Annotated in this window: 16 protein-coding genes; 6 read left to right on the forward strand and 10 right to left on the reverse strand. The window is 43.6% G+C overall.

Features of this window, described 5'->3' with window-relative positions; genetic code table 11:
• Positions 1-342 precede the first annotated feature (342 nt).
• The 6 genes from AB4167_RS16010 to tsaA form a co-directional block, all read right to left on the reverse strand.
• Complete coding sequence (locus tag AB4167_RS16010) at positions 343-660, reverse strand: hypothetical protein (RefSeq protein ID WP_136982691.1); 318 nt, start codon at positions 658-660, stop codon at positions 343-345.
• 230 nt (positions 661-890) lie between these two features.
• A complete protein-coding gene (locus tag AB4167_RS16015) occupies positions 891-1082 on the reverse strand; it encodes a DUF4250 domain-containing protein (RefSeq protein WP_004738555.1) in 192 nt (63 codons plus the stop codon).
• Position 1083: 1 nt separating this feature from the next.
• Positions 1084-1287: a YaeP family protein gene (locus AB4167_RS16020; RefSeq protein WP_008222923.1), complete on the reverse strand. Its 204-nt coding sequence runs from the start codon at positions 1285-1287 to the stop codon at positions 1084-1086.
• Between the two features lie 164 nt (positions 1288-1451).
• Complete coding sequence (locus tag AB4167_RS16025) at positions 1452-2141, reverse strand: tellurite resistance TerB family protein (protein ID WP_372083583.1); 690 nt, start codon at positions 2139-2141, stop codon at positions 1452-1454.
• 190 nt (positions 2142-2331) lie between these two features.
• Entirely contained in the window at positions 2332-4047 is a 1716-nt protein-coding gene (locus tag AB4167_RS16030) for a proline--tRNA ligase (protein WP_102428248.1), read from the reverse strand.
• Between the two features lie 101 nt (positions 4048-4148).
• Complete coding sequence (tsaA, locus tag AB4167_RS16035; protein WP_017063354.1) at positions 4149-4844, reverse strand: tRNA (N6-threonylcarbamoyladenosine(37)-N6)-methyltransferase TrmO; 696 nt, start codon at positions 4842-4844, stop codon at positions 4149-4151.
• A gap of 124 nt (positions 4845-4968) precedes the next feature.
• On the opposite strand from tsaA, the gene AB4167_RS16040 reads away from it, so the two are divergent.
• From AB4167_RS16040 to AB4167_RS16050, 3 genes are all read left to right on the forward strand, one after another.
• The gene (locus tag AB4167_RS16040) at positions 4969-5229 is read left to right on the forward strand and encodes a type B 50S ribosomal protein L31 (RefSeq protein WP_136982694.1); all 261 of its coding nucleotides are present in this window, start codon (positions 4969-4971) and stop codon (positions 5227-5229) included.
• The gene (gene ykgO, locus AB4167_RS16045) at positions 5229-5354 is read left to right on the forward strand and encodes a type B 50S ribosomal protein L36 (protein WP_010436457.1); all 126 of its coding nucleotides are present in this window, start codon (positions 5229-5231) and stop codon (positions 5352-5354) included. The genes AB4167_RS16040 and ykgO overlap by 1 nt, the downstream gene beginning before the upstream one ends.
• A 388-nt stretch (positions 5355-5742) precedes the next feature.
• Positions 5743-7329, forward strand: a complete 1587-nt coding sequence (locus AB4167_RS16050) for an AbgT family transporter (RefSeq protein WP_010436458.1) — start codon at positions 5743-5745, stop codon at positions 7327-7329.
• A gap of 112 nt (positions 7330-7441) precedes the next feature.
• Here the strand turns inward: AB4167_RS16050 and AB4167_RS16055 are convergent, their stop codons facing one another.
• Positions 7442-7885: a YaiI/YqxD family protein gene (locus AB4167_RS16055; protein ID WP_017063355.1), complete on the reverse strand. Its 444-nt coding sequence runs from the start codon at positions 7883-7885 to the stop codon at positions 7442-7444.
• A 54-nt stretch (positions 7886-7939) separates the two neighbouring features.
• Positions 7940-8227 (reverse strand): hypothetical protein, encoded by a 288-nt coding sequence (locus tag AB4167_RS16060; RefSeq protein ID WP_017069390.1) that lies wholly within the window; start codon positions 8225-8227, stop codon positions 7940-7942.
• 768 nt (positions 8228-8995) lie between these two features.
• Between AB4167_RS16060 and AB4167_RS16065 the strand changes: the two genes are divergently transcribed.
• Positions 8996-9514 carry a GNAT family N-acetyltransferase gene (locus AB4167_RS16065; protein ID WP_017060749.1) on the forward strand — a complete coding sequence of 173 codons (519 nt, stop codon included), beginning with the start codon at positions 8996-8998 and terminating at the stop codon, positions 9512-9514.
• On the opposite strand, the gene AB4167_RS16070 is transcribed toward AB4167_RS16065, so the two are convergent.
• Both AB4167_RS16070 and AB4167_RS16075 read right to left on the reverse strand, forming a co-directional pair.
• A complete protein-coding gene (locus tag AB4167_RS16070; RefSeq protein WP_019821602.1) occupies positions 9480-9788 on the reverse strand; it encodes a DUF3301 domain-containing protein in 309 nt (102 codons plus the stop codon). The genes AB4167_RS16065 and AB4167_RS16070 overlap by 35 nt on opposite strands.
• Before the next feature lie 84 nt (positions 9789-9872).
• Positions 9873-10916, reverse strand: a complete 1044-nt coding sequence (locus AB4167_RS16075) for a DUF3549 family protein (protein WP_372136750.1) — start codon at positions 10914-10916, stop codon at positions 9873-9875.
• 87 nt (positions 10917-11003) lie between these two features.
• Between AB4167_RS16075 and AB4167_RS16080 the strand changes: the two genes are divergently transcribed.
• Positions 11004-11318 carry a YqcC family protein gene (locus AB4167_RS16080; RefSeq protein WP_102533635.1) on the forward strand — a complete coding sequence of 105 codons (315 nt, stop codon included), beginning with the start codon at positions 11004-11006 and terminating at the stop codon, positions 11316-11318.
• The gene (gene truC / locus AB4167_RS16085) at positions 11318-12067 is read left to right on the forward strand and encodes a tRNA pseudouridine(65) synthase TruC (protein ID WP_004734355.1); all 750 of its coding nucleotides are present in this window, start codon (positions 11318-11320) and stop codon (positions 12065-12067) included. Before AB4167_RS16080 ends, truC begins: the two co-directional genes overlap by 1 nt.
• Positions 12068-12099 lie beyond the last annotated feature (32 nt).

Consider the following 12099-nt stretch of genomic DNA (forward strand, 5'->3'; position numbering starts at 1 on the left):
CAAAGGTGCTCATTTACATTCGTAAGCTCCGCGTGCTCTCCTAGAATTTCAAACAACTACTTTGAAAAATATTGATACTAGAGGCTCCTTAATAGGGGCCTTTTTTGTACTTGGAAGTTTTAAAATTGTTGTCGAGCATGCTCACTTACACCCGTAATCTCTGCGTGCTCTCTTAGAATTTCAAACAACTACTTTGAAAAGCAATGATACTAGAGGCTTCTTTAAAGGAGCTATTTTTTGTATCTGGTGGCTGGTGGATTTGGGATTAAGAGTAAAGAAAAGCGGGTATTAAAAAGGGTTAATGCTTTCACATTAACCCTTTGGTATTTGGTAGTGTCGATTCTACTTTTTGATGCTAAGTAGGGTGCCTGACTTACACTTGAATGAGTAATAGTGGCGGCTCTCGTTGAATTTGCCTAAGCCTTCGCCATCGCAGTAGTCGATGTTGATATCACGCATTACTTCTAGTGTATCTTCGCTGTTCAAAGCGAATTTAGAGCCATCAGAGCAGACGATGCGAACTCGTTCATCATGGCTTACAGAGTAAATATCGACTTCAGTATTACACAGCTCAAAAGAGGCTTCGCGAAAGTTGTCTTGCTGAGTATTTGAAGCGCAACCTGCGGCTGCGATAACGGCTAAAAGTCCGAGTCTTTTCATTGTTAATCCTTCACTATCATCAAGTTGGGTGATGAGTTTTATATGCTAGTTTGGGTAGCCTATACAACAATACGCTTTGGTTCAAGGCGCGTTCGTTGACTCTAAGATATAAAAGTATAGGTGCAGACAGATAATTTATAACGGGTTTGCTGCATGTTTGCTTGTTACGTATCACCAAAAAAAAGACCAACACAGAGGTTGGCCTTTAAATAGGAAGATTTTTTTAACGACTATCGAAACTGTTTAGCTTCTGGAAGATACTCAAAACCAGCAGACGCGAGCTTTGCGATCAATGCTGCTTTGTCGATCTCGTAGAAGTTGACCACTCGATCTAAATCACCGCCGAAGTCGTCACGAAGCTTCATGTTGACGATGCTCATCAACATCACTGGATCCATTTTTTCAAAGTTAGCGAGGTTCATATTAGTCCTCGAAATCTGAAATCAGTAAGTTAGCAGCGGCAAAGGCTGCACGTTCACGAGCTTCTTTAGGAAGAGACTCATCGGCAGCAAGGTCATTCAATGTTTTTACTGCGCAGGTGATCGCTTTAGGGATATAGCCTTGGTCGCCACTGCCAATTTGAGAATACAGTTCACGCACCAAATCACAACAATCGTATACTTTCATTTTTATACCTAACCAAATGATAACTGATCTCAATATACACATAGAGATAAGCAAAAACAAAGTGGATCTGATTAAGTTCAGAGTTAGTTTGTCCTTGCTCAATATCTCACTTGGTTAGCTCGCTGCTTAGGCCGTTCTTTACGGCTTCGTTTGGTACTTGCCGATTAGCCAGAGACTTGTTGTTCAAGTTGATAGGTGACTTCATCAGCAAGATTGAGCTGTTTCGCGAGCTCTTTCAGGTACGCCTTTTCCATGAAATTCTGTTCGTCGGCCACAATCAAAGAGGCTAAGTAGATCTCACTCGCCTGTTGAGGTGACGTTGCCAGTTGAGCGATTTCGCTTGGGTCGAGTGGCTTATGCAGTTCTTCAGAGACCAATTTAGTCAGTTGATAATCAGCGCCCATATTCTCGACGGCTTGCTCTATCTTAGCCATCTCTTCTTCATCAACATGGCCATCAGCTTTAGACGCGGCAATTATCGATCGTAGAATCAGCACGCTGTGGTTTGCATCATTTTCATCAAACTGAGCCTGTTCGGCGTTAGGTGTCTGGCCTTGTTTGGACTGGTAGTCGTTGTAGACTTTATAAGCCAAAGCGCCCAGTGCTGCTGCGCTGCCAATCCCAGCCGCTTTCTTACCCATTTTCTTAGTCTTCTTAGAGCCCATTAACGCACCTAACAGTCCTCCGCCAACTGCGCCTGCACCGAAGGCTCCGAGTGTACTTTTACTGCTACTCTTGCTATTGCTGCCTTGAGAAAGGCCACTTAAACTTGAAGACCCTTGTGAAAGTTGCTGAGTACCTTGTTTTACGAGATCTGATTTAAGTGCTTGGTTCAGTAAGCTTTTGATATCCATCGATACCTCCAATGGTGAGCATGTCCAAAAAGTTGATGACACCAATATACGGATTTAAAGATGAACAGGGGATTAACTTACGTTATTTACTCTACTGATAAATAGAAGGGAGTTTGAAGCGAAATGACAGGCACAAAAAAGGCCACCTAACGGCAGCCTTTCAATGTTTATCTAGTCAGTAATCGGATTACTAAGCTAGTTGAGCCTTAAGGTGCTCGATAACCGTGTCCATTGCGATAGCTTCTTTATCACCAGTACGACGGTTTTTGTATTCGAAGTTACCTTCGTCCATGCTGCGATCGCCGATAACGATAGTGTGAGGGATACCCACAAGCTCGATATCTTTAAACATAACACCAGGGCGCTCTTTACGGTCATCGAATAAAACTTCGATACCCATAGCTGTTAATTCAGCGTATAGCTTCTCAGCTGCTTCTTTAACGCGCTCAGATTTGTGCATGTTCATTGGTACGATAGCAACTTGGAACGGCGCTAGTGCGTCTGGCCAAGTGATACCGAATTTATCGTGGTTTTGCTCGATAGCAGATGCAACAACACGTGAAACACCGATACCGTAACAACCCATCTCTAGGATTACGCTCTTACCATCAGGACCAAGCACGTTACAGTTCATTGCTTTAGAGTAAGTATTACCCAGTTGGAAGATGTGACCCACTTCGATACCACGCTTAAGCTGGATAGTACCTTTACCACATGGGCTAAGGTCACCTTCAACTACGTTACGTAGGTCTTCAACTTGAGCAAGCTCAACGTCACGACCCCAGTTGATGCCGAAGTAGTGCTTACCGTCTACGTTTGCACCAGCGCCGAAGTCACTCATTACAGCAACTGAGCGGTCAACGATGAATGGTAGCTCTAGGCCAACAGGGCCAAGTGAACCAGGACCAGCGCCAACAAGTGCACGGATTTCTTCTTCAGAAGCCATCTCTAATGGAGAAGCAACCTGTGGAAGGTTTTCTGCTTTCACTTCGTTAAGCTCGTGGTCACCACGGATGATTAGAGCAATGATATCAGCGTCTACTTCATCAGAAGCTTTAACGAATAGAGTCTTAACTGTCTTCTCGATTGCTAGACCGTGTTGCTCTACCAATTCTGCGATAGTTTTCGCATTTGGTGTATCAACCAGTTCCATCTCTTGAGTTGGTGCTGCTGCATCTTCAGTAGGAGCAAGTGCTTCTGCTTTTTCGATGTTTGCTGCGTAATCTGACTCAGTTGAGAATGCGATTAGGTCTTCGCCGCTTTCAGCAAGAACGTGGAACTCTTGAGAGCCGCTGCCGCCGATTGCGCCAGAGTCTGCCAATACTGGACGGTATTCAAGGCCCATACGGTCGAATGCTTTACAGTAAGCATCGTGCATCGCTTGGTAAGACTTTTCTAAGCCTTCTTTGTCGATATCAAAGCTGTACGCATCCATCATAGAGAATTCACGTGCACGCATTACGCCAAAACGAGGGCGGCGCTCATCACGGAATTTAGTCTGGATTTGGTACAGATTTAGAGGTAGCTGTTTGTAAGAGCTGATCTCGTTACGTACTAGACTCGTTACCACTTCTTCAGCTGTTGGGCTAAGAACAAATGGACGAGAGTGACGGTCTGTGAAACGAAGTAGCTCAGGCCCCATCTTTTCAGAACGGCCAGTCTCTTCCCAAAGCTCAAACGGTTGAACTACGGGCATCAAGATTTCAACGGCACCTGCATTATCGATCTCTTGGCGAACGATATTTTCGACTTTACGCAGTACACGTAGACCAGTAGGTAGCCAAGTATATAAACCTGAAGCTAGCTTACGGATCATACCTGCACGTAGCATCAGCTGGTGGCTGATAACTTCTGCGTCGTTTGGAGTCTCTTTCAGAGTAGAAAGAAGGTAGTTACTGGTACGCATTCTATGGTATCCGTTTCATCATTGATAAAAGAAAACTTGCTGTCGTTCGTAACCACAGCAAATCTGATATAGCCGCATATAATATCAGCCTATTTGGGATCTCAAAAGCGTTCAATGTCAGTTACATTGATGAAAAGCGTTTCAACCACGAATTTCACGTTAAGATTGAACAAATTTACCGCATATTCCTTGTTGTCAGGCTTACCTTTCTTATAGGCAGGGCGAGGATCTTGGCCTAATACTTCTTTGATCACCTGAATGATATGGCGCGCTTGTGGATGGCTTGCGAGCTTACTTTGCGCTTGCTGCGAAAAGTTAACGTCGAGCACTTCTGGTTCATCGGCGGCAAACCCTCCCAATGCATCCGGAATCGAATCTGAATAGGGGATATAAGGCTTGATGTCGATGATCGGTGTACCGTCTACTAAGTCGACGCTGCCGAGATCCAACCAAGTCTGTCCTTTCTCTTGAGACACACCTTTTAGTTCAACCGCAGACATGCCAATTCCATTTGGTCTGAATGTGGCACGTGACGCGAATACACCAATACGTTCATTCCCGCCAAGGCGAGGTGGCCTCACAGTTGGTTTCCAGCCTGCTTCAAGGTTCTTGTCGAACAGAAATAGTAACCAAACATGGCTAAATTGCTCTATATCACGAACAGACTCAAGGCAGTTTGCTGCATCAACCAATCTGACTCTTGAGGTGGATGTGGGTACCAACCTGGGCTGCCTTGGCACAGCGAACTTCTCTTTATAAGGAGACTCAATAAAGCCAACAGGTTCAATTGTGTACATAGTTGGGTGTTCTCTGATTACGATTAAGACGGAAAAATATCATAAAATCGCTTGTTTTTCTTTTGATAACAATTGTCACTTGTAGTGTTATAACATATCAAGTTGGTTATTTAAGGGGAATACAATGAAACCGAATATCCATCCAGATTACCGTCCCGTGGTTTTTCATGACACCAGTGTCGATGAGTACTTCTTAATCGGCTCAACGCTAAAAACAGACCGTACTATCGAATGGGAAGTCGGCAATACTTGCCCTTACTTCACGATTGAGGTGTCGCCAAAGTCGCATCCTTTCTATACGGGCAAACAACGAGTGCTACATAAAGAGGGACGCGTTGCGAACTTCACTCGTCGTTTTGGTCAATTAGGTAAGGGAGCTAAATAATGAAAGTTGTTAAATCACTTAAAAGTGCGAAAAGCCGTCACCCTGATTGCCAGATAGTTAAGCGTAGAGGGCGTCACTATGTGATCTGTAAATCCAATCCAAGATTTAAAGCGGTTCAAAAATAACCGTCAATATGATGTGACATGTGTGTAAAAACGAGGGGAAAGTCAAACTTCATTCATTTGTCTGTTTTTCTTTTCCTTCGAGAGGAACTTAACCGGATATCGAGTGTACATTTAACGTACGATGTATTTTATTTTCAAGTGAATCAATGGGTTATATTGTGAGTTATATTTCTAGTGAATGCGTTGTTGTAAATTATAAATCTAGTTTTTGTGTTTAATATAGATTTATTTGCTAATTAATTGTTCAAATAGAGTTAAAAGTCGTCGTTTGTTACACACTTTGTAACATTTTGAATTTCTAATTGATATTTTTGTCGCGTACCCTTCGCTGGCAATTTGAACATCTTTGTCACAATTGCACAGGAATCACTACACAAGGAGGGAACAGATGAGTTCATCTGCTTCAATAAAAAACAACGCACCAAAAAAACCTATTTTCACACGCTTTTTAGACAGCGTTGAATATTTGGGGAACCTTTTACCCCACCCAATCACTCTTTTTGCTATCTTCTGTGTCGCAATCCTAGTTTCTTCAGGTATTGCTGGTTACTTTGAAGTGTCTGTCATGGACCCTCGCCCTGAAGGTGCTAGTGGTCGTGCTGCTGATGGTATGATCCACGTTGTAAGCTTACTTAATGCTGAAGGCTTACAACTCATCGTAACGAATCTAGTTTCGAACTTTGTTGGCTTTGCGCCACTTGGTACTGTACTTGTTGCAATGCTAGGTGTTGCGATTGCTGAGCACTCAGGTCTATTATCTGCGGCAATGCGCGGCATGGTAATGGGCGCATCTCAGCGCATGGTTACTGTAACCGTGGTATTTGCCGGTATTATCTCTAACACGGCTTCAGAGCTGGGTTACGTAGTACTTATCCCTCTTGCAGCAATGCTTTTCCACTCATTGGGTCGTCACCCATTAGCAGGTCTAGCGGCAGCATTTGCTGGTGTATCTGGTGGTTATTCTGCAAATCTACTTATCGGTACGGTTGATCCACTGCTTTCTGGTATCACAGAAACAGCAGCACAAATGCTTGATCCATCTTACTCTGTTGGCCCTGAATCAAACTGGTACTTCATGTTTATTTCGACCTTCTTTATCTCGATTGCCGGCGCATTGGTAACAGAAAAGATTGTTGAACCTAAACTGGGTAAATACAATGTCGAAGACGCGTCTGAAGATCTTTCAAATGACTCAATGGGTAAGCTTACTGCTATTGAGAAGAAAGGCCTTAGATTGGCGGGTGTCGCTGTATTAATCGTGAGTGCGCTTTTAGCTTGGACTGTTGTTCCTGCTGACGGTGTTCTACGTTCAGAGGCGGGCACGATTTCAGGCTCTCCATTCCTGAAAAGTATCGTCGCGTTTATCTTTGTATTCTTTGCTATTCCTGGTTTTGTTTACGGCAAAATTACCGGTTCAATGAAGAATGACCGTGATGTGATTAATGCAATGGCAACGTCGATGTCTTCAATGGGCATGTACATCGTTCTTGTATTCTTTGCTGCACAGTTTGTTGCTTTCTTTAAGTGGACGAACTTTGGTCAAGTGGTTGCTGTAGGCGGCGCAACATTCCTTCAGGATATCGGCCTAACGGGTCCAATGTTGTTCTTCGCATTCATCCTAATGTGTGGTTTCATTAACCTGATGATCGGTTCAGCTTCTGCACAGTGGGCAGTAACAGCGCCAATCTTCGTTCCAATGCTAATGCTAGTAGGCTACGCACCTGAAACGATTCAAGCGGCTTACCGTATCGGTGATTCAACAACCAACATCATTACACCAATGATGAGCTACTTCGGTCTTATCCTTGCCGTAGCAACTCGCTACATGAAGAACCTAGGTATCGGTACACTGATCGCGACAATGTTGCCTTACTCAATGGTATTCATGTTTGGTTGGAGCATCTTGTTCTACCTATGGGTATTCGTATTCGGTCTACCAGTAGGTCCAGGCGCTGCAACGTACTACACGCCTTAGTTGTAGAGTAGGGGAAACCTTCTTCTAATTGATATTAAAAAAACCTGCATTGTTTGCAGGTTTTTTGATTTTTTATGGAGAGATAGAACTAGGTTAAGCTCGGATGAGCCAGCTAGCGTTTGGCTAGAATTCTATCTAAGTGGTTTGCGAACTCACGACGGTCGGTTTGAGAAAGGGCACTTGGTCCACCCGTTTGGATGCCACTTGAGCGCATGGTATCCATAAAGTCACGAATGTTCAGACGCGCTTTAATGGTCTCTTTGGTGTAAAGCTCACCACGAGAGCTGAGTGCTTGCCCACCTTTAGTGATCACTTCGTCAGCCAGAGGGATATCGGATGTAATCACAAGATCGCCGGGTTCAGTGCGCTTTACGATTTCATCATCAGCAATATCAAACCCGCTTGGCACTTGAATTGAGTGAATGTTATTGCGTTTAGGAACGGGAACCAGATGGTTTGCCACAAAGGTACATTCAACCCCTGTGCGCTCAGCTGCGCGTACGATTGTTTCTCGGATAACCTTTGGACAAGCGTCCGCATCAACCCATATCTTCATAGTGTTCTATTTCTCTGTTAGCTTATTTATCGGTCAACTTATTGCTCAGTTGCCTTATTGATCAGTTAGTTTAGCTTCAAGCATGGCAACGCGAGCAGTGAGTTCAAGGATTTGCTTTTCCAGTTGGCTAACACGATCAAGTGCTGGCTCTTCTTGTGTCGCGACTTCAACTTTAGGAACACGATTTGCGCTTTTCCAGCTCTTGATGGTCGTGATTAAAGCGGGCATCGGAACGGATGTGCTCATACGAGCCTTAACTAAAGCAACTGTCGGCTCTTTCCCTTGCGCTTGCAGTCCTTCAAGCACTGATTTCAACTCTTCAGAAACATCTTTTGTCAGCATGTTGATCTCCATTTTTAGTCTTTAGTCATTTTACTCGCTCTGGTGAATGATAGCGAATCATAAAACCGCCCATGGCTTGTGAGAGATCTCTTACAAAGGTTGTGAGATAACACGAATACATCGCTAGAGAGATTGATGTGCACATGGTTAAGTTGTTGAATTTTAATTGTTTCATATAATTAACAACTTTCTTGAATTCAAAATGTGATGCAAATCTATTGTCCGAAATCCTAAATCGCGTAAATTAAACCTTGTCGGAAGGATTCTGACACGGAACAGGAAAGCACCAAGGATTTGGTTATCTTCAGGATGAAGATTTGGTTACTTAGGATTGAGTGATCAAGCATGGAGCGTAAGGACATTGTAGGGATACAGTCAGTTAACAGGAAGTTAGCTGCAACGGAATGACAATGGACACCTTTAGGATTAAAGGGTTGGATTAGCATCAGGACGATGTAAAGGACACCGCTCACGGAACAAGTGATGTGCGCTAACTAGGATTGTTAGCTTTCAGGATGATTGGACACCGCTAGGACGGCGAAGTAAAGGAAAGAGCTGAAGGATTACAGCCACTATTATGGATGATGCATGGAGCATTAATTAGTAGCCGGACTGCTGCGAGTAAGACCCTAGCCCTGACACTTCGGTGTCGGGGCTTTTCTTTTCCTAAGGCTTTTTCTCTATCTAGGGGCTCTCTTTAATTCAGGAGCTTTTATCTAAGCACGCGACATCTGCTTTTCTGCTAATGGTCAACACAAGGAGTGTTTTATGACGATAGCAACCTCAAGAACGCTGTTGGTACCTTATACCGAGCAGTTAGAACATGACTTTATCAAGTTGAATTGCTGCCCCATCAATCGTGCTGAAATGAACGGGCCGCATTCTATTGCCTCTGCAAAACACCTATTTCAAGAAATACTGAACGACAACGTTGGTTTTTGCCGAGCCATTATCCACAACCAAACCCGCGAATACCTCGGGCATTTGTTTGTTTCGTCTGAAGAAGGGAAGCATGAACTGGGATTTATTCTGGACAAGGAGTTTTGGAATCAAGGCCTTGCTAGTGAAGTGCTAAAACCTTTCTTTAGTTTGGTTTGTTTTGAAGAACACCTAACGAATGTTGTCGCGACCGTTAATGTTGGTCATAACCCATCAATTAAGTTACTTGAAAAGTTAGGCTTTGCATTTAAAGAGACCAAACAAGATCAGTTTGGCCCTTATCATGAATATAGTTATACCGCGTATTGCGACGTTACATTCTATGAGGCTGTAGCTCAAACCGCATAGAACGGAAGCCCACCATGGTCAGTTTCCCTTGGTACAGGTCATCACCTAACGCTGAAAACTCAAATTGATACACGGTGTGCCAGCGCCAAATGGTGGTGAGCTCATGGCGCATCTTAAGTTTATGACCACTAAAGGCAACACTTAATAGCTGTAAGTCGAGCTCTTTACATTTTCTCGCAATGGCAGCTTTCGCAAGCTCGGATTGCCTGCGCTGTTGCCAAAACAGAAAGCAAAAGAAGCACAGAAACAAAATAGCCAATAAGTTATCTATCATTTAATCCATACTTCCTTTTATCTCTTTCTTCCAATTGTGACTTTAGTGTTAGGAGCTATTGAGTAGATCTACTCTTTAGTTAGTCTACTGTTGAGCTTTAGTTGCTTGTTGCAATTCAACCAATGCATTAGCAAGCTCTGGTGATGGATTCGAGTTCAACAATGGTAAAAATACCATTCTTAGTGTCGGAATCATCACTAAATCTGCAAATAGCTGATTGAATAGGTTTTGATTACCTGTTTGTGCGAGACGCAGCAAAAATTGCTCAGCAATAGTTGGATCTTGTAGGGCACTCCAACTTCGACCAGCTAAACCAATTAATACTTCTTGATGACTTAAACGTGGGCTAGCCAAAACTTGGGTAATCACAGCATTCGTTGTATTTTGCTCTGCACCTGAAAGGGCACGAACTAATGCTGAAAGTAAAAACAGATCCGGTTCTTTACTTGAGATTTCATTCTCTGCCATCTCTTGCAAGCGTTGAGCTAGCTTGTCATTGATTTGCGTATGCTCAAGCGCTCCTAGTGTTGCATAAAGAGGCTCTGATGGCAGTTTATGAAGAGCCTTACGAATAGTGACACCGTTTTGCTGGCTGCCTAAGCGAGCACACATATCTGTGATACCCTGCAAGCCAACCGTTTTCCAGTTGTCCCAACCGAGTTCACCTGTGAAGTAATGTTGAGCGTGTTCGTAGTATTGGCTCGTCGCAAGATCTAAACCTGATCTTACTTGGCTATGGAACACGGCCATCTTGTCTTCAGAAGGCTTGAAGGTATATGGGTTGTTAGACAGCTTTTGTTGTTGCGCTTCGGTGATCTCGCCGTTCAAACGAGTGCCCATTGCTTCAATAACAAACTTTAGGAAGTTACCCACATCTCCTTGATGCAATAGGCCTCTTTCATCCAGTTTAAATTTTAGGAACCAAATCCAAGGTTGCTTGTGTTCGTTCCAGTAGCTAATCGCTAAGTGAGCTTGTTTCTGCAGTGGAAATGGGTACGGCTGTTTCCCCTGCTCAACATCAGAGAATAGGTTGTTGTCGATCTTTTGGATACGACGACCTAGATCGTAGATATCATATTGGCAACCGCTATTCTTTAGCAACTGAGTGAGCGTGTGAATGGTTTCCATAGTAATAAAGCTCCTAACTTTCTTTCCTAAATAGATGGTACTCTATGCCCCAATTTCAAGGTCACTAGATAAATAACTTGGTGAAAAATGACAACAGCCACAAAGTTACCTCTTTTACTTCAACAATTAGAACAACAAATGCGCCAATGTTCCCTATGGAGCGATGTTTCACCTTCGGATGAAGCTCTGGCGAGCGTTGAGCCTTTTGCGATTGACTCGCTACAGCCAGAAGAGTGGTTGCAGTGGATCTTTATCGTAAAGATCAACGCAATGATGGATGCACAAATGAGCCTACCGAGAGGCTTTGCGATTCATCCTTATTTTGGTGAAGTATGGAAAAATGAGGCAGATAAAGCTGAACTGCTAGTGACGATTCAGAGTATTGATGAGGTGTGTGCGTAATGTTAGAGATCATTTATCAAGATGAGTACTTTGTCGCGGTGAATAAGCCAGCCGGCATGCTAGTACACCGCTCATGGCTCGATAAACACGAGACTCAATTTGTTATGCAGACACTGCGAGATCAAATTGGTCAGCATGTATTTCCATTGCATCGCTTAGACAGACCGACATCTGGTGTGTTGGTGTTTGCGTTGTCGAGCGAGGTTGCTTCACAGGTGATGCCGATGTTCGCTAACCATGAGATGCAAAAAACCTATCATGCGATTGTTCGTGGTTGGATAGAAGAGGGCGACACGCTCGATTATGCACTCAAGGTCGAGTTGGATAAGATCGCAGACAAGTTTGCAAAAGAAGATAAAGAACCACAAGAAGCTGTCACCGTTTACGAGCCGTTAGCGAAAGTCGAAGTGCCGTATTCAACAGGCCGTTTTCCTACTAGTCGTTATTGCTTAGTTGAGATGATGCCTAAGACAGGACGTAAACATCAGCTGCGTCGTCACATGGCTCATCTAAGACATCCAATCGTTGGCGATACTTCACATGGTGATGGTAAGCACAACCGACTGTTCCGCGATGATTTAGATTCGCACCGTTTGTTGTTGCACGCTTCTGAGTTGCGTTTCATTCATCCTTTTACAAAGAAAGAATTAGTAATGAAGGCCAGCCTAGATGAAACGTGGCTAAGGTTGTTTGAAACCTTTGAGTGGGATACCAGCTTGGTGAATGCTGAAGTACGGTCGTCTAAGTAAAGACCAGGCGTCTAGTAAACATAGAAAATAGA

It is taken from the genome of Vibrio sp. 10N.286.49.E11 (assembly GCF_041469505.1).
In the GTDB taxonomy this organism is placed as follows: Bacteria; Pseudomonadota; Gammaproteobacteria; order Enterobacterales; family Vibrionaceae; genus Vibrio; species Vibrio crassostreae_C.